Below are 22,943 nucleotides of genomic sequence, written 5' to 3'. Positions count from 1 at the left end.
AGAAAACCCTCTCCCTGCGGGAGAGGGCCGGAGTGAGGGGGCTTATTTACCCCTCAAAAAACCAGTATCCGCTATTCACCAGCGCGGCCAGCATGGCGAGGAACGAAGGGTCTTCCAGCGCATCGCCGAAATGTTCACTCTCCAGAATGATGTGTCCTGCCAGCGCGTTGAGCGCAGGGCGGTGTGGGGAATCGACTTTTTCACCATTCACGAATACATCATCACCGATTTTCAGCACTCGCAGACCACCCAGACGTACCAGTTTGTCACCCTGTTGCAGGGCGTCGTAAATCTCGTCCGGCTGATAAGGCGGTTCAGGAGGCGCTACATCCAGTTCGTGGCGCGACTGGCTGATAAATTCCCCTAACCACTGCTGGAATTGCTCGGGTTGACTGATTAACTCCTGCATCATCTCACGCAGACGATCAACTTCCTGCGGCAGGATGTCCGCCGGATGCTCGCGCGCAGGAACATCCGGGTCGGTATAACGTTGGCTGCCCAGTTCTCGTTGCAGAATATAATCGGCGAAACCGCTGAACAATTCGCGGCTGTTTGGTGCGCGGAAACCTACGGAATAGTTAAGGGAGTTTTCGAGCGCATACCCCTCATGCGGGAAACCTGGCGGAATATAAAGGATATCGCCCGGCTCCAGCTCTTCATCAATGATTCCGTCGAAAGGATCAACCTGCAGTAAATCCGGGTGCGGGCAGTGCTGTTTCATTGGCACTTTTTCGCCCACGCGCCAGCGACGACGCCCGGTTCCCTGAATGATAAAGACATCATATTGATCGAGATGCGGGCCCACGCCGCCACCGGGCACGGAGAAAGAGATCATCAGGTCGTCAATGCGCCAGTCGGGCAGCGCGCGGAAAGGGCGCATTAATGCGGCAGAGGGCTCATGCCAGTGATCGACCGCCTGAACCAGCAAAGACCAGTTGGTTTCATCAAGATGGTCGTAGCTTTCAAATGGCCCATGGCTGACCTGCCATTTTCCGTCAAGATGACTCACCAGGCGGCTGTCGACTTCGTTTTCCATCGCCAGGCCTGCCAGTTCATCCGGCGAAATGGGGTCGACAAAATTAGCAAACCCGCGCTTGAGCACCACCGGGCGTTTTTGCCAGTAGCGTTCGATAAAGTCGGGCCAGTTGAGCGTTAAGTGATAATCCATTTTGTTATTTCCGCAGCAGGTGTTTTCTCGGATTATACACGTATTCCGACAACCTGCCTGCGGCGGAAATGGGATTTACCCTACATGGTGTTCCAGATTTTGCCGCCCGAAGACAACGTCCATTTTCGCGCCTCCCAGCAGGCTGTCGCCGGTAATGATCTGCCCGTCATACTGCTCAACGATATCACGCGCGACAGAGAGCCCCACGCCCTGGCCAGGCCTCAGGGTATCGACCCGCTGGCCCCGGTCGAACACCAGGTCGCGTTTATTTTTCGGGATCCCCGGGCCGTCATCCTCGACAATTACGTGCAGATGGTTATCCGCCTGATGTGCGGAGACTTCCACGAACTCAAGGCAATATTTACAGGCGTTATCCAGTACGTTGCCCATCACTTCCATAAAGTCGTTTTTCTCACCTACGAAACTGATTTCCGGGGAGATATCCAGGCTGATGCTCACACCCTTACGCTGGTAAACCTTATTTAACGCCGAGATAAGACTATCGAGCGTCGGCGCAACCGGATGCAGTTCGCGGCTTAACAAAGTGCTGTCGGTGCGCATACTGGCGCGATTGAGGTAATAACCAATTTGCTGAGAAATGCGGCTGATTTGCTCCAGCATGACGGGCTCGGCCTCGCTGACGCTGATTTGTTCGCTGCGTAGCGAACGCAGTGAACTTTGCAGCACTGCCAGCGGTGTTTTCAGACTGTGAGTCAGATCAGTTAGCGTGGTGCGGTACTTGTCATAACGCTCACGCTCGCTTTGCAGCAGGCGATTGAGGTTACGTACAAGCCCGGTAAGCTCACGCGTGGTTTCCGGATTGAGCGCTTCGCGATCATGATCTTCCAGCTCGCGTACCTCACGGGTAAGCGCCGCCAGCGGACGCAGGCTCCAGTGCGCGGCAATCCATAACAGGGGAACGACCAGTAACAGGTTTGCCACCAGCACGTAGATGAACCAGCTCCAGACCATATAGGAGCGTTTGAGCTCGATGGGGATGGTGTCGATCACCACAATCACCAGCGCGGGCATCAGATTTGTTGCCGGGTAGCTGTTAACGGCGACCGAGTGGGTCATCTCCGAATCGTCATCCTCTTTGCGGATTTCGCTAAGCTGCACCTGCGCTTCATGGTTGTCCGTCAGCAGTGTGCTGGAGGCATTAATATCGGCTTCTATTTCGTGGAAGCCATTGCCTCTTAGCCACTCCTGCTGGATGCGATCCTTCAGCCAGGGAATATCTTTTTGCTGCCAGAGCAGATTGCCTTTGCTGTCATAGATGATAGCCATCGTCGGACTCTGCCGGATGAGGTTATCCGGCATATCCACGGTCAGCTTACCGTCTTCCCATTTGGAAAAGGTGTAAAACAGATTGCTCTCGCCGCGCAACAGGCGGAAGGTCGTTTTATCGAAACTGACGCTGTAACCGACCAGCGCAACCATTCCGTAGGCCAGGGAAAGCACCATCACGACGGCTGCGGTTGCCAGCAGGAAGCGTACCCGCAGCGAGAGAGGGAGCATATGTCGCAGGAGCTTATTCATCCGCGCAGTTCGAACAGATAGCCCTGGCCACGAACGGTATTAATCACGTCATGTGGATATTGCGCCTGAATTTTCTTACGCAGACGGCCCATTAACACGTCAATGGTGTGGCTTTCGCGCAGTTCCGCATCGGGGTATAGCTGCAACATTAGCGAATCTTTGCTCACCACTTTGCCATTATTACGGATTAGCGTTTCGATGATGGTGTATTCAAACGCCGTCAGCTTAATAACTTCATCGTTAATCGACAGTTCGCGGCGGGAGAGATCAACCTGGAACGGCGGCAGAGAGATAACCTGTGAAGCATGGCCGCTGTTCCGACGCATCAGCGCCTGCATGCGGGCGGCCACTTCTTCAATGTGGAAAGGTTTGGTGACATAGTCATCCGCACCGGCGCTCAATACTTCGACTTTATCCTGCCAGCCTTCGCGGGCGGTTAAGACCAGAATCGGTAACGAGATGTCGTGACTGCGCCAGCGACGAATCAGTGAAAGGCCGTCTTCATCCGGTAATCCAAGGTCAACGATGGCGATATCCGGGAGATGTTCGCCCAGATAGTAATCCGCTTCCTTTGCGTCTTCCGCCGCATCAACCTGATGACCCAACTCCTGGAGTTGAACCTTCAGATGGTGACGTAACAGGGCGTTATCTTCTACCACCAGTACGCGCATGTTTCTCTCCATATTCATAATTGAGGCTTATAGTTTAACCCCGACTGGTTATACTAAAACTAAACACCGGTTAGTAAAAGAATTTGTGTTAACCCGTTTTGTTTACGGCGCAATATAGCGTTCAATTTTCTCTTTTGGCTTCGATAACAGTATTTTGACCAGTTCGACGAACTTGACCGGTTTGTAAAAGTAGTAGCCCTGCAACAGAGGGATATTGTTACGATTGAGGTATTCCAGTTGCGCCCGGGTTTCTACACCTTCCGCCACAATGCTTAATGAGAGTTTACGCGCCAGTTCCAGCACGCAATCGAGGAGTTTGGTTGAATCTTCATCTTCATTTACGCGCCCCACAAAACTGTGATCGATTTTTATGTAATCAATATTCAGGTCATGCAGGTAGGAGAGTCCGGAATAGCCGGTACCGAAATCGTCCAGCGCAATGGCAAAGCCATTGGCATGGAGCGTATTAAGATTGCTGATCAGTTGATCGTCGACGTGCAGAGGTTCGCGCTCAGTCACCTCCAGCACCAGCGTTAACTGTTTGTTCACAAATCCCGCCTGATACCTGAGGCAATCTTCAACGAAAGAGGGGGCGTTAATGTGCGCGGCGCTGAAGTTGATGCCCACATGAAAGCCTTCCGGCAGTAAGGTGGTGATAGCATTCATATGCGCAACGACTTGCCACATCAGTGATTGTGTCAGGGGAATAATCAGCCCCGACTTTTCAGCCAGCGGAATAAACGAGGAGGGGGAAATAAACCCGGCGTCCGGTTGTTTCCATCGGGCAAGGACTTCGACACCCCTGATTGAATTATCGCGGCCATCCATCACCGGCTGGTAATAGGGAATAATATCGCCTTTTAAAATTGCCCGACGCAGCGTGTCCGTTGGCGCAGTATATTTATTTAAATATTTTCCCAGGGCATAGAAGGCTATTGCGGACATCAGCAGGATAAAAAGAAGTAACCCGGCACCCTGACGTAATATGCGCTCAACGCTGAAAAAAGGCGGCAGCATGTATCCGATTGCGAAGGGGAACGCTTTTGAGACAACGATAGCTTCGCGGTCTGTCTTCGTGGTGTAGGTTTCGACATCACCGGAAAACCCTATTGAATGCGACCCTACAATCATCCGCAGGTGAGTGTTTTTTCTTGTGGTATCAAGAGCATCACGAATATGGGAGTCGCTGACGGTTACCAGAACCGTTGCATCGGGATGCTGCGTCCGGTAGACCAGTGAAGGGCGTTGATGAACGTTGTTGATGCCTTCGACCAGTGTGAGACGGGTCTCAGGAAGCTCGGTCAGGTTATTGATTAACAGGCGATTACCGGGCAGAGAAGAGCACCATATCTTTCCCTCTTTGAGGATCAAAATGGTTCGCAGATGCGGTTTCAGGGCGGCTTCGGTACCCAACTGATATTGACCTTCAGGCGTGCAGCCGGTAGTAGCAATCGTGAAACCGGTACGCGTTGCGCTACGAGCCTCTTCAAGAATGGTATTGACGCTGTTTGTGGCATGTGTTGCCGCGGCAACATTCTCGCTCTTCGCAGAGTACCAGAGTTGCAAATTCAGAATAAAAGTGCCTGCCACGAAAAAGCATACCGCTGCAACGTAAGGAAGAGTGGCTCTGACCATAGTTATTCTCGAATGAGAAAAGTGCTGTGCCCGAATATGCAGGATTTCACCATCCGCTCAATCGGCCCTGACATTACATTCGAAGTATAGAAGACGCATGCAGGATCTTTGCAGGCAAAAAGAAGATGCAGTGAGTGATATGAGAGTGAAAAATGCTCTCCTTCCGGCTGGAAGGAGAGCGGCAGGCATTATTTCAGGTCATCGACCATCTGAATGGCACGGCCAATGTAATTTGCCGGGGTCATGGCTTTCAGCCGCACTTTCTCGTCTTCCGGCAGAGCCAGACCGTCGATAAACTGCTTCATCCCTTCGGCATCCACGCGTTTACCGCGGGTCAGTTCTTTGAGCTTCTCATACGGTTTTTCAATGCCATAACGGCGCATAACCGTCTGGATAGGTTCAGCCAACACTTCCCAGTTGTGATCCAGTTCGTCGAGCAGACGGTCACGGTTCACTTCCAGTTTACTCACCCCTTTCAGGGTCGACTGGTAGGCAATCAGCGCATAGCCAATACCGACGCCCAGGTTACGCAACACGGTGGAGTCCGTCAGGTCACGCTGCCAGCGGGACACCGGCAGTTTGCTTGCCAGGTGCTGCAGCACGGCGTTCGACAGGCCCAGGTTGCCTTCGGAGTTTTCAAAGTCAATTGGGTTAACTTTGTGCGGCATGGTGGAGGAGCCAATTTCACCGGCGATGGTTTTCTGCTTGAAGTGGTTCAGGGCGATGTAGCCCCACACATCACGGTCAAAGTCGATCAGGATAGTGTTGAAGCGCGCCATGCAATCAAACAGTTCGGCGATGTAGTCATGCGGCTCAATCTGTGTGGTGTACGGGTTCCACTGGATACCCAGCGAGGTAACGAACTCTTCGCTGAACTGGTGCCAGTCCACTTCCGGGTAAGCAGCAATGTGGGCGTTGTAGTTACCCACCGCACCGTTGATTTTGCCGAGAATTTCGACCTGGTTCAGTTGACGGTACTGACGTTCCATACGGTAGGCGACGTTGGCCATCTCTTTACCGATGGTGGACGGGGTGGCCGGCTGACCGTGGGTGCGGGACAGCAGCGGGATATCGCGATACTGCACGGCCAACTCTTTAATGCCGTCAATCAGCTTGCGCCAGTAAGGCAGGATCACTTCATCACGCGCGGTTTTCAGCATCAGTGCATGAGAGAGGTTGTTGATATCCTCTGAGGTGCAGGCGAAGTGAATGAACTCGGAAACCGCATGCAGTTCCGGCACATCCGCCACTTTTTCTTTCAGGAAATACTCAACCGCTTTCACGTCATGGTTGGTGGTGCGTTCAATGGTTTTGATGCGCGCGGCATCTTCTTCATTGAAGTCGGCAACGATTTTATCGAGGAAACCGTTTGCGTCGGCGGCAAAAGCAGGAACTTCCTTGATCGCTGCCTGCGCAGCCAGCTTTTGCAGCCAGCGCACTTCAACTTGCACACGGAATTTCAGCAAACCGTATTCGCTGAAAATACCGCGCAGCGCGCTGACTTTATCGCCGTAGCGGCCGTCGACAGGGGAAACGGCGGTCAGTGAGGATAATTCCATAGATCACAACTCCGGGGTTAAATGAGCAAGAATTTGTTTTGCCTGAGTGGTCAGGCGATTACGGGAAAACATCAGTTGCAGGCGTCCACCCCCTACCTGGTGCCAGAGCACGGCAGAGCGGATGCCTGCCAGCAACGAGGCGCGGACTTTCGCCTGCACCTGCGGGCTTTGTAGTACGGCAGGGGAACCCGTGACCTGAATACGCGGGCCAAGCGGGCTGATGACATCAACATAGATGCCGGCCATCGCGCTCAGCAGGGTTTCTGACTGCAAATCAAAGTGGTCAAGCTGACGTTGCAGGCCAGCAATGCGATTGCCGAGCGTATCCATTGCCCCTTTGGCGGAGGCCAGCTTACGCTCAAGCACCATCAAACTCAGAGTATAGCGGGTGAGCTCAGCGTTGAGCCCCTGACGGCTGCTGGCATTCAGAACGCCTAACAACGTTTCCAGGCCGAGACGAAGATTCGCTTCACTGCTACCGAACACGCCCAGGGTTGAATCCGGGTTAAGGTCGATAACGCTGTTCAGCGACACATGCAGTGCGTCGCTATCGCAGTGGCCCTGATGGGCCAGTTGTTGCACCAGTCTGGCTGACTGGCAAATACCCGCCAGTGCCAGAGTGATGTCGTAATAGTTCTTCGCCACGCTAACTCCTTGTTGGTACCCCGCGCATAAGCGCGGCCAGGGCGTCGGGTGCCCCGGCGGCGGGTAGACGATTTCGGTATATTATGCCGGCAGCGGTAAACGCTGTTCGATCACGCCGCCGCCCAGGCATACTTCGCCGTTGTAGAATACGGCGGATTGCCCCGGCGTTACCGCAGAAACAGGCTCGTCGAAACGCACTTCAATGCGATCATCACCGAGCGCAGTCACGGTGCAGGGAATATCTGTCTGACGGTAACGCGTTTTAACCGTGCAGCGGAAAGTACCCTGAACCGGCTCGCGGTCGACCCAATGTAGCTGCTGGGCGATTAAGCCGACAGACATCAGGCGCGGATGGTCGTGGCCCTGGGCGACGACCAGAATATTGTTTTCGACATCTTTATCGACAACGTACCATGGATCTTCCGACCCCTCTTTGGTTCCGCCGATGCCGAGACCTTTTCGTTGGCCAAGAGTGTGATACATCAGCCCCTGATGCTCGCCAATCTCTTCTCCGTCCACGGTGAGGATTTTACCCGGCTGGGCAGGCAGATAGCGGCCCAGAAACTCGCGGAATTTACGTTCGCCAATAAAGCAGATACCGGTAGAGTCTTTTTTCTTCGCCGTGATGAGATCCAGCTCTTCGGCAATTTTACGCACCTGCGGTTTTTCCAGTTCGCCAACCGGGAAGAGGCTTTGGGCAATCTGCTCGTGGCTAAGCGTATAGAGGAAGTAGCTCTGATCTTTGTTGCCATCCAGCCCGCGCAGTAGCTGGCTTTTACCGTCGACATCTTTACGACGCACGTAGTGGCCGGTGGCGATGTAGTCGGCACCTAAATCTTCTGCGGCGAACTCGAGGAAGGCTTTGAATTTGATCTCTTTGTTACACAGGATATCTGGGTTCGGCGTGCGGCCCGCTTTGTACTCTTCAAGGAAGAGTTCAAAAACGTTGTCCCAGTATTCGGCAGCAAAGTTGACGGTGTGCAGCTCAATGCCGAGCTTATCGCAGACCGCTTGCGCATCGGCAAGGTCGGCGGCGGCAGTACAATATTCCTCGCCGTCGTCTTCCTCCCAGTTCTTCATGAACAGGCCCTCAACCTTATAACCCTGTTGTTGTAACAGGTAGGCTGAAACGGAGGAATCAACACCGCCGGACATGCCGACGATCACTTTTTTCTGGCTTTCTGACATTGGAATACTCACGACATTGAACTTCAAGGCGGCATATTCTAGCACGCAGCCCCTTACTTGACACCCTCTGTAAACGGCCAGTTAAATGCGCCGATAAGCGACAGGGGATAACGCTCGCCGCTCTGATAGCTATGAATGCTTTCGGCGACCAGCTTTGAACGCAGATTCGGGGCGTTAAGGATTTCCTCAGCACTGACCCACAGGCAGCGGTCGATATCGCTGTCGTGTGGCTGGGTCGGGCAAATATCATCCAGTTCTATCAAAAACAGGAAACGTAAAAAAGGCGTTTGGTCTGGGGCAATCCACTGATGCAAACGAATGAAGTGCTGCGGTGTGGCCCGAATACCGGTCTCTTCCCACAATTCACGTTCGGCGGCCTGCACCAGTGTTTCATCCGCTTCCAGGTGCCCGGCGGGTTGATTCCACAGCGCTTTGCCGTTGATTGTCTCCTCAACGACCAGAAATTTTTCTTTGGCATGCACAATGCACGCGACGGTGACATGAGGTTTAAACATGGTCTCTCCTTTTATTCGGCGTCACGCCATTCACCGTTTGCTAATCCGTCCAGACGATAATCGCCCATTGCGTAACGAATCAGACGCAAAGTCGGATGACCGACATGGGCCGTCATGCGGCGCACCTGGCGATTGCGACCTTCATAAAGCGTAACTTTCAGCCAGGTGGTCGGAATCGACTTACGTTCGCGTATGGGGGGATTACGCGGCCACAACCATTCGGGCTCATTCACGACTTCAATGCCTGCGGGCAATGTTGGGCCATCGTTAAGCGTTACACCGGTGCGCAGGGCGGAAAGGGAGGCTTCGCTCGGTTCGCCCTCAATTTGCACATAATAAATTTTGCCGGTGCGCTTACCCGGCTGGGTCAGCCGTGCCTGAAGCGCGCCGTCGTTAGTCAGCACTAAAAGCCCTTCGCTGTCGCGATCCAGGCGCCCGGCCGCGTAGACATGCTGCACCGGAATAAAATCTTTCAACGTGCTGCGACCCGCTTCATCGGTAAATTGCGGCAAAACATCGTAGGGTTTATTGAACAAAATGACGCGTTTTGGCGCATTATCTTTACGTTGTCTGGCAGCTTGTTTCGAGCTGAATCGCTTAACCGGGTGATTTCTAAAAGAAGTTTTCTGCATGGTATTTTCAGATGTTATGTATTCGCGCATTATAGCCTAATAACGAGTGTCTTTCATGGCGCTGAACAATAAGGTAGTATTGACACGATCATTACAAATCATTAACAAAAATGCTCTAACTCTTTGTGTTGCAGGACGACGGTAAGACAGTGCATATCCGGGGTTTAACCGGCATGTAGTAAACAGCGAGAACCTGTGGCGTAAAGGATGACGAGCACACCAGAAGCGCTCGAAGGAGAGGTGAATGGAAAGCAAAGTAGTTGTTCCGGCAGAAGGTCAAAAAATCACCCTGAAAGACGGCAAGCTGAATGTGCCGCACAATCCGATTATCCCATTCATTGAAGGCGACGGCATCGGTGTTGATGTAACCCCACCGATGATCAAAGTTGTGAATGCCGCAGTTGAGAAAGCCTACAAAGGTGAGCGTAAAATTTCCTGGATGGAAGTCTACACCGGCGAGAAGTCCACTCAGGTTTATGGCCAGGACGTGTGGCTGCCAGCAGAAACGCTGGATCTGGTACGTGAATATCGTGTTGCTATTAAAGGCCCGTTGACCACACCTGTTGGCGGCGGTATCCGTTCTCTGAACGTTGCGCTGCGTCAGGAACTGGATCTCTACGTATGTCTGCGCCCGGTGCGTTACTACCAGGGCACACCAAGCCCGGTTAAACACCCTGAACTGACCGACATGGTTATCTTCCGTGAAAACTCAGAAGATATTTATGCGGGCATCGAGTGGAAAGCGGACTCAGCCGACGCCGAGAAAGTGATCAAGTTCCTGCGTGAAGAGATGGGCGTGAAGAAAATTCGCTTCCCGGAACATTGCGGTATCGGCATCAAGCCGTGTTCTGAAGAGGGCACCAAACGCCTGGTTCGCGCGGCTATCGAATACGCAATCGCCAACGATCGTGACTCTGTGACCCTGGTTCACAAAGGCAACATCATGAAGTTCACCGAAGGCGCATTCAAAGACTGGGGCTACCAGTTGGCACGCGAAGAGTTTGGCGGCGAACTGATCGACGGCGGCCCGTGGCTGAAAATCAAAAACCCGAAAACGGGCAAAGAGATCGTCGTGAAAGACGTGATCGCTGATGCCTTCCTGCAGCAAATCCTGCTGCGTCCGGCAGAATATGATGTTATCGCGTGTATGAACCTGAACGGCGACTACATTTCTGACGCCCTGGCAGCGCAGGTTGGCGGTATCGGCATTGCTCCGGGCGCGAATATCGGCGACGAATGCGCACTGTTCGAAGCAACACACGGTACTGCACCGAAATACGCAGGCCAGGATAAAGTGAACCCGGGCTCCATTATTCTGTCCGCAGAAATGATGCTCCGTCATATGGAATGGTTCGAAGCGGCTGACCTGATTGTTAAAGGTATGGAAGGCGCTATCGCTAACAAGACCGTGACCTATGACTTCGAACGTCTGATGGAAGGCGCTAAGCTGCTGAAATGTTCAGAGTTTGGTGACGCAATCATTGCGAATATGTAATCACGTATAGTGATAAATGGAAAAGGGAGCCGAATGGCTCCTTTTTTATTGTTTATTATTTGTGTCTGATTATTATTTTTATTAACTCACTTATATATTGCACAGACCATAGCCATTTATCAGTATTAGGTCGGTCGGGGTTATGCTATATTCGTGGAGGTAAATGTAGGGTTATTCCTAATTTGTGACTTGAATCACAAAAGGAGTTTTTCATTAATATCTTATTTTGTCTTTCATTCATTTTTTCAAAAAAATCTCATGATCTTATGGAGTACTGGCGAGTCGAAGTCGTGCGTAAGGAGACGTTTTCCTGGCGAAGATTGATACGTAATAAAAAGAACAGAAGGAGAAACTTCCTTTTCTGGTGGCGTCTGGCCAGTGAAATGAACCGACATGGTACGAAGGGGCAGAAAAAAGCCGCCTCGGCGATTTCCGCAAAGCTGAAGGATAAATTTGCGTGCGATATCGCGCTGGATGCCAAAATCGGGCCCTGCCTGCACATCCCGCATCACATGGGGATAGTGATCACCAGCAGGGCGCACATCGGCGCGCATTGCATCATTCGTCAGAACACCACGCTGGGTGGTACGGTGAAGATGGGCCAGGATGAATTTATGAGCATTGGCGATAACGTTGATCTCGGTGCAAATTCCTGTCTGGTCGGCCCCATCACTATTGGCGACAATGCGGTTATTGGGGCGATGTCTTTTGTGAATAAAGATATCCCTGCCAATACGATTTTTGTTAATCCCCGAATTTGCAATATGAGGCCGGTACCAGAGTCATTTGAGCGCATGGCGATCCCGCGATTTATAAATCGCAGGGCATAACGTTAGCGGTATATAAAACGGGAGCCAATAGGCTCCCGTTTGTGCTCTCACTACAGGCGTTACCAACCGCAGACTTCGTGCTCATTCTCTGTGTCATAAGCACGAACGGTGTTGATAAGATCTTTTACCACATCGGCAGCAACATCAGGTATCAGCAATTCCATCGGTTTATCGGTTTCATAATCTACCGAAATGCCGTTGCTGTTATTCGTGACGGTCACCGTATAGGTTGCTTTACCCATGATGTTTACTCCTTATGCGAATTGACCACTTTGCCCAGGCCTGCGCCTTCAAGGGTGACATCCGGGTCGGCAAAGAAGTCGATATTGAAATAGGTGTCGTCGGTCAAAAGCTCAATTCGGTGCCATTTTTGCGGCGGCGAGATGCCGAATGAACCTGCCTCGATGACGATATTGACGTCGGGCTCGGTAGCGTTGGCGTCAGGAAAACCAAAGTAGCGGACGGCACCCTGCATCACTGACAGGCGGCCATAGACATGGGCTTTGGTATTGTGGTGGGTGAAGAGCGCCTTCGGGGCAGTCTCTTTATTCCAGAACGGTGTTGAACGGGTATGGACAAAATTTTCAGGAATACGCAGCATAAATGGCTCCTTACTTCGTCGCCTTGTGAGCTTAAAGGGATCTCAAAACATCAGCTTCCACGAAAAAATCAATTTGAAAAACAGTATCTTCGGTCATCAATTCTATTAGATGCCATTTCTCAGGTGGGAAGACGCCGAAATGGCCCGCTTCAATCAGCAACTCAGCTTCAGGTTGTTCAACCGTCTCATTAGCATAGCCCAGATACTTCACCGCCCCTTTATGCACCGACAAGCGCGGGTAAACGCCCTGACGGGTGCCTTTATCAAGATGACGCTGAAAAATACCGGCCGGTGCCGTCTCTTTGTTCCAGAACGGTGTGGAACGCGTGTGAACACAACTTTGCGGAATCCGTAGCATGTTTCCCCCTGTTTTGTTACGGGTTATTAGAGCACAAAGTGACCCTGGGAATTTATCAAAACGTGCATTTTAAATGCTACTTTAAAAGGGGTAGAAAGGCGGTTGATTCACAAAAAAATTTCATTTATTGGTACATATTTGTTACAACTGTAGTGGAATATATCGCCATGAAGGGGAGAGCGAGTATGGTGTTAGAAAAATTGCGCACAAGGAACGGCAAAAAATTCCTGCTATGTGCCTGCGCGATATTTATCATTGCAGTGATCGTTGTGGGACGGGCAACGTTTGGTGGGGTAGTCCGTGAGTACAATCTGCCTTATTCAGAATGGACGACGGGGATGTTCTTTTTGCAGGGCTCGATGGTGATGGTCTACAGTTCCATTTTCACCGTGCTCGGGTCAATCCCGTTTGGTTTTATTTTCCTCGGCCCAAAAGAAAGCCATAGCTGATTTTCTCAGGCGAGCGCTCTGCTCGCCTGAATTTTGCCTTTGTGTTAATGATGATGAGAATGATGGTGATGATGACCGCCGTTATGATGATGGCCCGGGTCGATGATGCATCCGCTGAGTGCTGTGCTTAAAACAAATAATAAAGAAAGGGCGAGCAATTTTTTCATTATAGATATCTCCTGTAACACACTGTCGCCGACAATTATCTTTGCGATCCAGTTCACAGGATTGTATAAAAACCAGCGCATTAGTAGATAAGATTTCTCCGCATTCCTGTTTAGTTGCTTAAACATACCGCGTAAGCGTCATGCCTAAAATTTAGGCGATTGAAGTTTGATGGATAAATAACCCCACATTTTGGGTATGAATTATCTATTTTTCTGATAGGTTCATACTGAACACGCTAAAAATGCAAAGTGTGTTACGTTTTCGTTGATAACTTTTTTTATGGTGAGAATGTGAAACGGATTCAGGATGACTTACGAAAGAAGCAGGCATTGCTGGTGGCCGCGGGGATAACTGGCCTGTTCATTTTCCTGTATCTGTTTTTTATGTATCAACGTGCGCTTAATCAGGTCAATGACGGTATCACGACGCTGGAAAGCAAGATGCTGGCGATCTTCAATGATAATGAACTGATTGCTGATGCGACAGGTGTACGCTATCAGCAGATTAAAAGCCATGGTCTGTGCGGTAGTCTGAATGATTTTCGTCCGCGCAATCGCGATGAATGGGGAATAAACGCAGATCGCTCGGGACTTAACCCCGGTTTTGGCACCCTGATATCAAGAAGCCAAAGTTCGGAAGCGCGCTGCATGTTTGCGGCGGGGGAGTTTGTGCGCAGCAAAATGAATACCCTGAACCCGGGGCATTATGATACTCATCGCTATATTGTCGCTCGTGATGCGCACTGGTTTTATTGGTTCACCAGCAAAGACTCTGCGCACTTTTCGTTTTCAAGTTCAAAAATGGCGAATAATCCAGGCGCGTTTTTCCAGATACCTGAAACCTTCTACGATCGTTTACTGCTCAAGGACTCGCGAAGAAAAGCGCGTAGTTCAACCAATTTTTATATCGATAAAATAACAGGCGAAAAAGCATACAGCCTGGTGAGCTATATCTATGATCTCTCTGACGGGCAGGTGAGCAATAATATTGTCGGTTATTTGCTGTACGATTTTTCGAAGCCAGAGTTACGGCGTGCACTGCGTGATGCATTCAACAATCGCGTGCCTACAGAACTGATGCTGAAATTTGTAAATCGGCAAGATGGCAGCCATCTCTGCTTAACTGACAACTGCGACTGGCCAACGGTTTATCAGGTTTACCCTCTCTCCGATCGCTATGAATTTCGCTACGCATTGCCGTTATACCTCTATATTCTGCACGATCCGCTGGCTTCAACCGCCGTATTGTTAGCGCCGCTAATCTTTTTGCTGCTTTTCTTTTTCATCCGACGTTGGCTGGATAAAAGTGACAATCGTTTTTACTCTGATGCGCTAACCGGTTGCTATACCCGCAATATCCTCGAATTGGTGCAAAAATTCGATATGACTTATAAGACGGTGCTGATGTTTGATTGCAATAAATTCAAAGCAATTAACGATGCCTGGGGGCATAACGCAGGCGATCGGGCGCTGAAGATTATCGCGCAGTGTATGCTGGATAATGTGCGCTCACCGCAGGATTTGGTCGTCCGCACCGGGGGTGACGAATTTGTTGTATTACTGGCCGACGCCAGCAAAGAGGACGCGCGATATCTTGGCGAACGTATTACGTTGCAGATTATGCAGCAGGACTTTCGCGTGGACGGTAATACCGTGCCACTGTCTGTATCCTGGGGAATGGCATCGGATATCAGCGAGTTATATAGCGCTATTCATCAGGCCGACGTGGATATGTACCGTATGAAAAAAGGTGAGGCTAAGGGATAAAAGGGCAGAGCGGACGGCGTTTCGTCAGAACGCCGCCCCAGCAATGGCGTTACCACCAGCCAAGTTGTGTTCCGGCAACGGCGACAACCGCAACGATGAGCATAATGATGGTTGTTTTTCTCATTTCGCACCTGCCGGCAGAGCATAACCGCCAATAAAGAACCAAGCCAGAAAGATCACCGCCACAAAAAAGATAACGATGGGAAAAGCGATACCAATTCTCATTATTCAGTCCTGAATGATATTTATTAAATGGGTGTAGGGTAAACCTTAACCGATATGCCAGGGTGATTGCATCTTACGGCGCAACTTTTTATCCTGGTACATCGCATTGTCGGCTGCGCGTAATGCATTTTCGACATCCGTTGTGACCGGGTCAATGTCAACCACGCCAATACTGGCGCCAGGATAATGGATTGTGGTTTCCGTGAGAGGATAATCACCGCTGAATTGTTCGTGAAGAGCCGCGGTAAAATCCGGATACGCCGTAACGGCGGTGGATAATACAGCAAACAGAAATTCATCGCCCCCCAGTCGCCCGACAAGGCCATCTTCGTGTTTGAATGCAAACAATCGTTGCCCAACCTGCTGTAAAAATTGATCGCCGCAATGATGACCGTAGAGATCGTTGATCGCTTTGAAATAATCGAGGTCGATAAAGGCGAGAGTAACCCGGCAATCGACCTTGCGGGCATGGGCAAACAGCGTATTAAGATCTTCAAAGACGGCACGGCGATTAGGCAGACCCGTTAACTCATCGGTGTAGGAGTGGTATAGCAGTGCTGCGTTAGCGGCTTTTAACTGCGTCACCAGCGACTCTTTTTCTATATAGTGCGCAATAATACTGGCGAAGAGTTGCAATACCTGCTCGCCATTGAGATTAAAGGGGGTTCTCTGTGAGCTTGAAGCGCAGAGCGTACCGTACAATGAACCATCAGCAAGATGTACCGGGGTACTCAGGAAAGTGATAATGCCGAGTTCACGAGCGCGCTCGCAATCTGCCCAGTGCACATCGACGTCATTGCAGAAGAAAAAGTTTTCTTCCATCGCCCGTTTGCATAAAGACTCATCCCAGGGAACGAAAGCATTTTCCGGAATAGTCATATCACCACTGTTGCGGGCATAAACGATGTGTTGAATCTGGGCGTCAGTATCGATTCTGGTCAGATACGTTGACTCCATATTGGTCACCAGCTCCAGCATTTCGAGCAACTGGCGAACCAGACTTTCCAGCGATTGTTCCGTCGCAAGGGTATGTGTGACCCGGGCAAGAATATTATCTGACATGAATAAAGGCGCTCCCGTACAGCGGGATGGAACACAGTACGTTACTAAGAATTTTCAGGCTGTGCAGTAAGAATACATCACTAATGCGTTAAATTTTATACATTCTGGTGGTGGAAGATAAGATGTTGCGGATAAAAAAAGCCCCGCCGGGGGCGACGGGGCAAAAACTCATTGATTATGGAATGATCTGTTCTCTGGTCAATTCGAGAACGAGATGCACTTTATGCGGCAAAAGTGCAGTTAAAATGGAGAAATCATGGAGTTTAGAATGAAAGCAAACTTTATAGGAAAAACCGGATGAAATACTGCGTGGTTATAGCCGTTCTGTTACTGGTTGTGGGGTGTCAGTCCGACGTGCAACCGCCAGCCCGGGCAATGGGTATGCCCAACCCGGCGTCGGTCTACTGCGTTGAAAAGGGGGGCACACGGGTGGCGCAAAAAAGTGCACAGGGCGAGAGTTCTCTTTGCCAGTTGCCTGACGGCGAGCAGGTTGAAGAATGGACGCTGTGGCGTCGGGAGCATCCACAGAAACAGTGACAACTCAGGCTTGCTTGCGTAAACTGCGGTTAGGATAATTCTTAAGCAAATAACGCAGGAAGAACGAAGAGTATGTTTTTGCACCAGCCGGGCACGACAGCCCTGATCATTGCCGCACGTACCCCAGCGGGCCGGGCGAATATCGGTAAAGCGGTTGAGCTGTTTGCTCTTTGTGCGCCAGGAGAGCGCATTTTAAATCCGGTGAATGGTGTGATGACGCAATTGCCGCTGCAATCGCCACGGGCGCTATGGCTGGTGACTGGCGATATCTTCTCCGCTGATGGTCAGCATGGCTTCGCTTTTGTCCGCAGTGAATATCTTCTGCCTTTGACGCCGGATACGCTGCCTGAAAAAGAAAGGGCGCTGAGTCTGGCATAGTGCTACGCCGTGTGGCGTAGCACTGCTTTCTCATTACAGGTGGGTTAGCCAGTCGGCGAGAACCCGTGCGTGGTTTTGGGTGGTGTTGGTTGCGGAATAGAGCAGCGTCAAGCCCTGGGTATTGGCAATACTCTTCAGGCGCGCGCCTTCTTCGCGATGCTGATTGAGCTCTTCGCGGTAGTGCTGGCAGAAGGTAGGAAAGTCAATCACCTCGCCATGAAACGCTTTGCGCAGTTCCGTAGACGGCGTGAGTACTTTGCACCAGTCATCGTAGACGAGGTTCTCCTTTTTAATACCGCGCGGCCACAGCCTGTCGACCAGTACGCGATAACCATCGTCGGGTGTGACTGCGTCATAAACGCGTTTACACTGGATCATCTCCTGCCTCCTTTTCGTTCATCCAGATGATGGAATTTCCACAATAACACCGCCATTAGGCTATTGCTATTCCGGTGCTACTCTACTAGTCTCACACGCCTTATGTTGTTCCAAAATTGCTGCGCATAAGGATCTCTCATGGAAAACCCTGTTGTCAAAACGCCCCTTCGTGTTGCCCTGGTTGGCGACTATAACGCTGACGTGACCGCTCATCAGGCGATCCCGCTGGCGATTGATGACGCCGCGGCGGTGCTGGAAATCCACGTTGATTACCGCTGGCTTGCCACCGCTGATATCCATAGCGCCGACGATCTTGCCGAATTTGATGCTATCTGGGTCGTGCCAGCCAGCCCCTATCAAAACAGTGAAGGTGCATTACTGGCGATTCGCCATGCGCGCGAAAACGGCCTGCCTTTTTTGGGCACCTGTGGCGGTTTTCAGCATGCGATCGTTGAATATGCCCGCAATGTGATGGGCTGGGAAGATGCCGCGCATGCGGAAACCGACAGCGAAGGGCGGATGGTTATCGCTCCGCTAAGCTGTTCGCTGGTGGAAAAAAACGACACCATCGAGCTGCGTGCCAATACGCTGATTGCCCGTGCGTATGGCCGTGATGAAATTGAAGAGGGTTATCACTGTAATTACGGCATCTCCGAGGAATTTGCCTCAGCGCTGAACGATCAGCCGCTGGGTGTCACCGGTTGGGATGAAGAGGGCGAGATCCGCGCCGTTGAGCTGGTAACGCATCCGTTCTTTGTCGCGACCCTGTTCCAGCATGAACGCAATGCGCTTGAAGGGCGTCCTGCGCCGCTGGTTCAGGCTTTCCTGTACGCAGCGGCCAATTAAAACAATCAGTGGATTTCCCGATCGCGCCCGGCCAGCGCGCCAAACAGCGCCATCACCAGTGAAATAACCGCCACGGCGATAAGTGGAATATGCCAGTCGCCGCTGGCGTCGTGGATTTTCCCCATCAGCGGCGGCCCGCAGGCTGCCAGCAAATAGCCTACCGACTGCGCCATTCCCGAGAGCGCCGCCGCCTGATGAGCGGAACTGGCGCGCAGGCCGATAAACGTCAGACCGAGGATCATGGTTGCGCCTGAGCCGAAACCAAAAATCAGCGTCCAGATCACCGCCTGCAGTGGGAAGAGCCAGTATCCCGCCGCACTCACGGCACACATCAGTGCGACCAGCACCGCGACGCCGCGTTGATCTTTAAGCCGATGGAGGATGAGCGGAATAACAAACCCCGGAGCCGCTGTTGCCAGTTGCAGCAGGCCGTGCAGTGAACCAGCCTGAGCTTCGCTGTAGCCCTGACCAATCAGAATGGCCGGAAGCCAGCCTATCACCACATAGTAAACCAGCGAGTTGATCCCCAGGAATAGCGTCACCTGCCACGCCAGTGATGAGCGCCAGATCCCGCGGCTTTTCAGCGTTCGGGATGTCGTGAGCGTAGCGCTTTTTGCTGCCCGCCACTGCGGCAACCACAGCAGAAGCGCCAGCACCGGGAAGGCAACCAGCGCCAGCAGTGCGCCGCGCCAGCCAAAACCATTTAGCGCCAGCGGCACAACCAGTGCGGAACCCAGTGCGGCTGCGGCCCCCATGGTGACAGAGTACGCGCCGGTCATGCGGGCGACATTGCCGGAGAAATCGCGTTTGATGAGCCCTGGCAACAGCACGTTGCCCAGTGCAATCCCGCAGCCAATGATGGCTGTTCCGAGGAAAAGCAGGCTGACCGCTGGTAGCGATCGCACAACAATGCCCCCGCAAATCAGCAGCATGGCAGCGAACAGGCTGCGTTCGATCCCCAAACGCTGGGCAACGCTTGCGGCCAGTGGCGACACCAGCCCGAAGGCAAGCAGCGGAAGCGTGGTTAAAAGCCCCGTCTGGGCGGTTGTCAGGCCGTAATCTGCGCGAATAGCATCAAGCAGGGGCGCGGCGCCGGTGAAAGTGACCCGCAGGGTGGAGGCAATCATTAACATGCCCGCAATCAGCAAGCCGGTGTTACGAGAGGTAGAAGGTGCAGCAGTACGCATAACAATCTCGGTAAAACGATGGGATGAGGATAATACCCTGTTTAGTTGAGGCTGAAATCCAGCTAAAATGACAATTTATCGCTAAAATCGGACAACCTTATGTTTGGGCTCGGCCTTAATGGCTACCTTCCTGATAGCCATCACGATGCAACCGTAGCTTTACGCATTCAGGTTGCTCCCGATGAGCAATACATTCCACAGCACCATCACCGTAAAGGGCAGCTTATTCTGGCGTTACGCGGGGCGATCACCTGCGAAGTGGAGCACGCCCGCTGGATGGTTCCACCGCAGTTTGCCGTGTGGATCCCCGGCGGAATGCCGCACAGCAATCGGGCCACGCCACAAGCTGAACTCTGCTTTTTGTTTATCGAGCCGGGCGCGGCGCAAATGCCGGATCGCTGTTGCTCACTGAAGATCTCCCCACTGGTGCGGGAACTGATCCTGGCCCTGGCGCAGCGGCCGGGGAACGCAGGTAAAACACCGCAAACCCAGCGTTTGCAGCAGGTGCTTTTCGACGAGCTTCCGCAGCAGGCGGAGCAGCAGCTACAGTTACCGGTCTCCGCGCATCCGAAAATTCGTCAGATGGTGGAGACCATGGAGGCGCAACCGGCTCAGTGGCAAACGCTGAGCCAGTGGGCCCGCTATTTCGCCATGAGCGAGCGCAACCTGGCCAGGCTGGTGGTTAAAGAGACGGGGCTCAACTTCCGCCGCTGGCGGCACCAGTTGCAGCTTATTCTCGCCTTACAACTGCTGGTACGCGGGCTGGCGGTGCAGCAGGTTGCGCAGTCGCTTGGCTACGACTCCACAACTGCGTTTATCACCATGTTTCGTAAGGGGCTCGGGCAGACGCCGGGGCGCTATCTGGCGGGTCTCACGACTTCCCGATAAGAATCGACACCAGCCCTGCCGCGATAAGTGGCCCAACGGGCACGCCGCGAAACAGCGCTACGCCAAGGACGGTTCCGATGAGCAAACCGGCAACCAGTTGCGGCTGGCTGCCCATCAGTACGATGCCGCGACCTCCGAGCCAGGAGACGAACACGCCAACGGCAATCGCCACCAGCGACTTCCAGTTAACGAACGAATGCAATAGCGTGGAGGGCGGCAGCGTACCGCTGGCAATCGGAGCCATTACACCGATGGTCAGGATGATGATGCCGATAGTGAGCCCCTGTTTCTCAATCCACGGGAAGAAGGTGTTGAGGGGCGTAACGCGGACGATAATGAGTACGAGAATAGAAACAGCAACGGTAGTGTTATGGCTGACAAAGCTCAGCGCCGCCAGGCCAAGAAGGATCAGCAGGGTGGTATCGAACATGAAAGGAAATCCTTGCCAAAAAAAAGTAAGCCTGCTTACTTTACGCACAACCGCGTGAATAAGCAGGCTTTTTTTTACATCTGGTCATCATTCAGGCTTCTGCACAATTAACCTACCAGAGGGCTTCATTTATGCGTCGCGACGAAACGCCACTATTTCGGGCCGGGCAATGCGTAAATAATCTTCGGTATTGAGAATAACTGACTTTTCCAGACGTCCGGCATTAAACGCAATCTCGTTAAAACGGGAGAAAAGCAGCGGATCGGCTACCAGTCGCAGAGAAGGGTGGAACGAGAAGGGCGGGATGGCGCCGAAAACGCAGGCGGTGAGTTGATCCACCTCGGCAGGGCTGGCAAGCGACGCTTTCAATCCGCCAATATGCAGCGCCAGACGCGATAAATCAGCCTGCTGATCGGCCGCTAAAACGGCCAGAATATGTTGTTTAATACCATTGCCTTTCACCTTGCACACCAGCGCTTTTGCCCCCTGGCCAAGTGCTGTGCCGCGTAGCTCAGAGACTGCTTCACATTTGCCAACGGCTTCGTGCTCCATTACGCGGTAACGGGCTCGGTTTTCCTCAAGCAGCGCTAACAGGTGCTGGTGGACATCACGCGGGGCAATAATTTCAGACATGGGCATTCCTTTCGACCAGAAATAATCTTCAGGGCAAATACACTGACGGCGCTGAATTATAGCATGTATTGATTTCAGGTCAGGGGAATAGGGACAGCAAAAACTAAGCGGAAATCAAGATTTCCGCTTAGTTTGTCGAGCAGGCTAACGGATAACCAGCACAGAGCACTCTGCATGCCTGACCACCGCCGCCGCAGTAGAGCCCAGCAGGTAAGTGGTAAAATCAGGTCGATGTGAACTGATAATAATTAAATCCGCAGGAATGGTTTTCGCCAGTTCGAGGATTTTATCCTTTGGCGCGCCTTCCGCGAAATGCTTGTGCACTCTGTCTTCCGGTAACGCGAACTGTTTCACAATCTCATCGAGCTTTTTCATCGCATCGGTTTCGAGGTCGTCCATTACCGGAAGATCGGCCACGTAGCGGGCGCCAAGGGTCGCATAGTATGGATACAAAGGGAGCACGGTCAGGAAATGGACTTCAGCATCGTCCAGACGGGCTTGCGCTTCGACCTGCGCAATCACGCGCTGGGTGAGTTCAGTTTCTGAAATATCAATCGGTACCAGAATTATCTTGGTCATAATACCTCCTTTTGTCATCACCATTTTAAAAGTAACCTTTAATACACCATGGGTATATTAAAAAGTGTACGTTTCGTGAGCTATACCATTTTTTAATGATAATTACTGAAGGGAAAAGGTGTTGAGATTTTACTGATAGGAAAAAAGAGAGAAGCAGCCAGCAAACGGGTTCGCTGGCTGAGGTTAAGTCAGGCATCCTGCTTATGAAGCTGATCTTCTCCCTGAAAACAGTGCCAGGCTAAACTGAAGTCTTCGGTCTTTCTTCCTTCTCACTGAGAGGAGCATTACCATGAAAAGGCCCGTTATACCGAAGAACAGATTGCGTTTGCACTGAAACAGGCCGAAACCGGCACCCGCGTCGGGGAAGTTTGCAGAAAAATGGGTATTTCTGAGGCCACTTTTTACATCTATGGACTACCTCCGTTTTGCAAGCGCTGATTCTGGTTTTGGGTTGTTGCTTACATCTATCCGGCATCAGGAAAACCTGTGCCCAAATGGGTAATCCGCACACAATAGCCTCAACAACTGGACGGCCTCTGAGGCCAGTATAAAAATCAGGTTCCGATTGTGCAGGTGCAACC

General features: G+C 51.9%; 28 protein-coding genes and 1 pseudogene. 9 read left to right on the top strand and 20 right to left on the bottom strand.

Translation table 11 applies throughout. The features are described from left to right. Window positions 1-46: 46 nt before the first annotated feature. The 9 genes from VSR74_RS04095 to rluE all read right to left on the bottom strand — a co-directional run bounded on the left by VSR74_RS04095 (window position 47) and on the right by rluE (window position 9,582). Entirely contained in the window at window positions 47-1,168 is a 1,122-nt protein-coding gene (locus tag VSR74_RS04095) for a ribosomal protein uL16 3-hydroxylase (RefSeq protein WP_347793523.1), read from the bottom strand. 75 nt (window positions 1,169-1,243) lie between these two features. Next, a complete protein-coding gene (gene phoQ / locus VSR74_RS04090) occupies window positions 1,244-2,707 on the bottom strand; it encodes a two-component system sensor histidine kinase PhoQ (RefSeq protein ID WP_347793522.1) in 1,464 nt (487 codons plus the stop codon). Then, window positions 2,704-3,378 carry a two-component system response regulator PhoP gene (gene phoP, locus VSR74_RS04085; RefSeq protein WP_347793521.1) on the bottom strand — a complete coding sequence of 225 codons (675 nt, stop codon included), beginning with the start codon at window positions 3,376-3,378 and terminating at the stop codon, window positions 2,704-2,706. The genes phoQ and phoP overlap by 4 nt, the downstream gene beginning before the upstream one ends. Before the next feature lie 102 nt (window positions 3,379-3,480). Next, entirely contained in the window at window positions 3,481-5,013 is a 1,533-nt protein-coding gene (locus VSR74_RS04080; protein ID WP_347793520.1) for an EAL domain-containing protein, read from the bottom strand. Window positions 5,014-5,201: 188 nt separating this feature from the next. Next, a complete protein-coding gene (purB, locus tag VSR74_RS04075; RefSeq protein WP_347793519.1) occupies window positions 5,202-6,572 on the bottom strand; it encodes an adenylosuccinate lyase in 1,371 nt (456 codons plus the stop codon). Window positions 6,573-6,575: 3 nt separating this feature from the next. Then, complete coding sequence (gene hflD, locus VSR74_RS04070; protein WP_347793518.1) at window positions 6,576-7,217, bottom strand: high frequency lysogenization protein HflD; 642 nt, start codon at window positions 7,215-7,217, stop codon at window positions 6,576-6,578. A gap of 81 nt (window positions 7,218-7,298) precedes the next feature. Continuing rightward, on the bottom strand, window positions 7,299-8,405 hold the full coding sequence (gene mnmA, locus VSR74_RS04065; protein ID WP_347793517.1) for a tRNA 2-thiouridine(34) synthase MnmA: 1,107 nt from the start codon (window positions 8,403-8,405) through the stop codon (window positions 7,299-7,301). A 53-nt stretch (window positions 8,406-8,458) separates the two neighbouring features. Further along, window positions 8,459-8,920, bottom strand: a complete 462-nt coding sequence (locus VSR74_RS04060; RefSeq protein WP_347793516.1) for an NUDIX hydrolase — start codon at window positions 8,918-8,920, stop codon at window positions 8,459-8,461. Window positions 8,921-8,931: 11 nt separating this feature from the next. Then, a complete protein-coding gene (rluE, locus tag VSR74_RS04055; RefSeq protein ID WP_347793515.1) occupies window positions 8,932-9,582 on the bottom strand; it encodes a 23S rRNA pseudouridine(2457) synthase RluE in 651 nt (216 codons plus the stop codon). Between the two features lie 214 nt (window positions 9,583-9,796). Between rluE and icd the strand changes: the two genes are divergently transcribed. After that, the gene (icd, locus tag VSR74_RS04050) at window positions 9,797-11,047 is read left to right on the top strand and encodes an NADP-dependent isocitrate dehydrogenase (protein WP_347793514.1); all 1,251 of its coding nucleotides are present in this window, start codon (window positions 9,797-9,799) and stop codon (window positions 11,045-11,047) included. 383 nt (window positions 11,048-11,430) lie between these two features. Then, window positions 11,431-11,877: a serine acetyltransferase gene (locus VSR74_RS04045; RefSeq protein WP_347793513.1), complete on the top strand. Its 447-nt coding sequence runs from the start codon at window positions 11,431-11,433 to the stop codon at window positions 11,875-11,877. Window positions 11,878-11,936: 59 nt separating this feature from the next. Here the strand turns inward: VSR74_RS04045 and VSR74_RS04040 are convergent, their stop codons facing one another. Genes VSR74_RS04040 through VSR74_RS04030 form a run of 3 tightly spaced genes read right to left on the bottom strand, consistent with a single transcriptional unit; the run spans window position 11,937 to window position 12,836 of the window. Further along, a complete protein-coding gene (locus VSR74_RS04040) occupies window positions 11,937-12,119 on the bottom strand; it encodes a DUF1869 domain-containing protein (RefSeq protein ID WP_015964818.1) in 183 nt (60 codons plus the stop codon). A 5-nt stretch (window positions 12,120-12,124) separates the two neighbouring features. Then, window positions 12,125-12,478, bottom strand: coding sequence for a DUF1971 domain-containing protein (locus VSR74_RS04035; RefSeq protein WP_347793512.1), 354 nt, complete (start codon window positions 12,476-12,478; stop codon window positions 12,125-12,127). A 31-nt stretch (window positions 12,479-12,509) separates the two neighbouring features. Beyond that, window positions 12,510-12,836: a DUF1971 domain-containing protein gene (locus tag VSR74_RS04030; RefSeq protein ID WP_347793511.1), complete on the bottom strand. Its 327-nt coding sequence runs from the start codon at window positions 12,834-12,836 to the stop codon at window positions 12,510-12,512. Window positions 12,837-13,021: 185 nt separating this feature from the next. Here VSR74_RS04030 and VSR74_RS04025 point away from each other — a divergent pair, with 185 nt between their 5' ends. After that, entirely contained in the window at window positions 13,022-13,285 is a 264-nt protein-coding gene (locus tag VSR74_RS04025) for a DUF2534 family protein (protein WP_347793510.1), read from the top strand. A 44-nt stretch (window positions 13,286-13,329) separates the two neighbouring features. Here VSR74_RS04025 and VSR74_RS04020 read toward each other — a convergent pair whose 3' ends face one another. Continuing rightward, a complete protein-coding gene (locus VSR74_RS04020; RefSeq protein ID WP_347793509.1) occupies window positions 13,330-13,452 on the bottom strand; it encodes a hypothetical protein in 123 nt (40 codons plus the stop codon). A 291-nt stretch (window positions 13,453-13,743) separates the two neighbouring features. On the opposite strand from VSR74_RS04020, the gene VSR74_RS04015 reads away from it, so the two are divergent. Further along, window positions 13,744-15,219, top strand: a complete 1,476-nt coding sequence (locus tag VSR74_RS04015; protein WP_347793508.1) for a GGDEF domain-containing protein — start codon at window positions 13,744-13,746, stop codon at window positions 15,217-15,219. Window positions 15,220-15,339: 120 nt separating this feature from the next. On the opposite strand, the gene VSR74_RS04010 is transcribed toward VSR74_RS04015, so the two are convergent. Together VSR74_RS04010 and VSR74_RS04005 are read right to left on the bottom strand one after the other, a co-directional pair. Continuing rightward, window positions 15,340-15,444 carry a YoaK family small membrane protein gene (locus VSR74_RS04010; RefSeq protein ID WP_347793507.1) on the bottom strand — a complete coding sequence of 35 codons (105 nt, stop codon included), beginning with the start codon at window positions 15,442-15,444 and terminating at the stop codon, window positions 15,340-15,342. Between the two features lie 45 nt (window positions 15,445-15,489). Further along, on the bottom strand, window positions 15,490-16,506 hold the full coding sequence (locus VSR74_RS04005; protein WP_347793506.1) for a GGDEF domain-containing protein: 1,017 nt from the start codon (window positions 16,504-16,506) through the stop codon (window positions 15,490-15,492). A 297-nt stretch (window positions 16,507-16,803) separates the two neighbouring features. On the opposite strand from VSR74_RS04005, the gene VSR74_RS04000 reads away from it, so the two are divergent. After that, window positions 16,804-17,043: a putative hemolysin gene (locus tag VSR74_RS04000; RefSeq protein ID WP_347793505.1), complete on the top strand. Its 240-nt coding sequence runs from the start codon at window positions 16,804-16,806 to the stop codon at window positions 17,041-17,043. Window positions 17,044-17,115: 72 nt separating this feature from the next. Beyond that, window positions 17,116-17,421 (top strand): hypothetical protein, encoded by a 306-nt coding sequence (locus VSR74_RS03995; protein ID WP_347793504.1) that lies wholly within the window; start codon window positions 17,116-17,118, stop codon window positions 17,419-17,421. Between the two features lie 33 nt (window positions 17,422-17,454). Here VSR74_RS03995 and VSR74_RS03990 read toward each other — a convergent pair whose 3' ends face one another. Continuing rightward, window positions 17,455-17,799: a DUF488 domain-containing protein gene (locus tag VSR74_RS03990; RefSeq protein ID WP_347793503.1), complete on the bottom strand. Its 345-nt coding sequence runs from the start codon at window positions 17,797-17,799 to the stop codon at window positions 17,455-17,457. Window positions 17,800-17,937: 138 nt separating this feature from the next. On the opposite strand from VSR74_RS03990, the gene VSR74_RS03985 reads away from it, so the two are divergent. Then, the gene (locus VSR74_RS03985) at window positions 17,938-18,645 is read left to right on the top strand and encodes a CTP synthase C-terminal region-related (seleno)protein (protein WP_347793502.1); all 708 of its coding nucleotides are present in this window, start codon (window positions 17,938-17,940) and stop codon (window positions 18,643-18,645) included. Between the two features lie 5 nt (window positions 18,646-18,650). Here VSR74_RS03985 and VSR74_RS03980 read toward each other — a convergent pair whose 3' ends face one another. Next, on the bottom strand, window positions 18,651-19,832 hold the full coding sequence (locus VSR74_RS03980; RefSeq protein WP_347793501.1) for a CynX/NimT family MFS transporter: 1,182 nt from the start codon (window positions 19,830-19,832) through the stop codon (window positions 18,651-18,653). Between the two features lie 99 nt (window positions 19,833-19,931). Here VSR74_RS03980 and VSR74_RS03975 point away from each other — a divergent pair, with 99 nt between their 5' ends. Beyond that, window positions 19,932-20,720, top strand: coding sequence for an AraC family transcriptional regulator (locus VSR74_RS03975; RefSeq protein WP_347793500.1), 789 nt, complete (start codon window positions 19,932-19,934; stop codon window positions 20,718-20,720). On the opposite strand, the gene VSR74_RS03970 is transcribed toward VSR74_RS03975, so the two are convergent. The 3 genes from VSR74_RS03970 to uspF all read right to left on the bottom strand — a co-directional run bounded on the left by VSR74_RS03970 (window position 20,704) and on the right by uspF (window position 22,362). Next, window positions 20,704-21,150: a DUF441 domain-containing protein gene (locus VSR74_RS03970; RefSeq protein ID WP_347793499.1), complete on the bottom strand. Its 447-nt coding sequence runs from the start codon at window positions 21,148-21,150 to the stop codon at window positions 20,704-20,706. The genes VSR74_RS03975 and VSR74_RS03970 overlap by 17 nt on opposite strands. Before the next feature lie 129 nt (window positions 21,151-21,279). Next, complete coding sequence (locus VSR74_RS03965; protein WP_347793498.1) at window positions 21,280-21,783, bottom strand: YbaK/prolyl-tRNA synthetase associated domain-containing protein; 504 nt, start codon at window positions 21,781-21,783, stop codon at window positions 21,280-21,282. A gap of 144 nt (window positions 21,784-21,927) precedes the next feature. Further along, window positions 21,928-22,362 carry a universal stress protein UspF gene (gene uspF, locus VSR74_RS03960; protein WP_347793497.1) on the bottom strand — a complete coding sequence of 145 codons (435 nt, stop codon included), beginning with the start codon at window positions 22,360-22,362 and terminating at the stop codon, window positions 21,928-21,930. Between the two features lie 291 nt (window positions 22,363-22,653). Here uspF and VSR74_RS03955 point away from each other — a divergent pair. Next, a pseudogene (locus VSR74_RS03955) lies at window positions 22,654-22,767 on the top strand (transposase); the annotation flags it as partial. Between the last annotated feature and the right edge of the window lie 176 nt (window positions 22,768-22,943).

Source organism: Pseudocitrobacter cyperus, from assembly GCF_039889165.1.
Classification (GTDB): domain Bacteria; phylum Pseudomonadota; class Gammaproteobacteria; order Enterobacterales; family Enterobacteriaceae; genus Pseudocitrobacter; species Pseudocitrobacter cyperus.
This window is presented reverse-complemented; position numbering and strand designations above follow the sequence as displayed.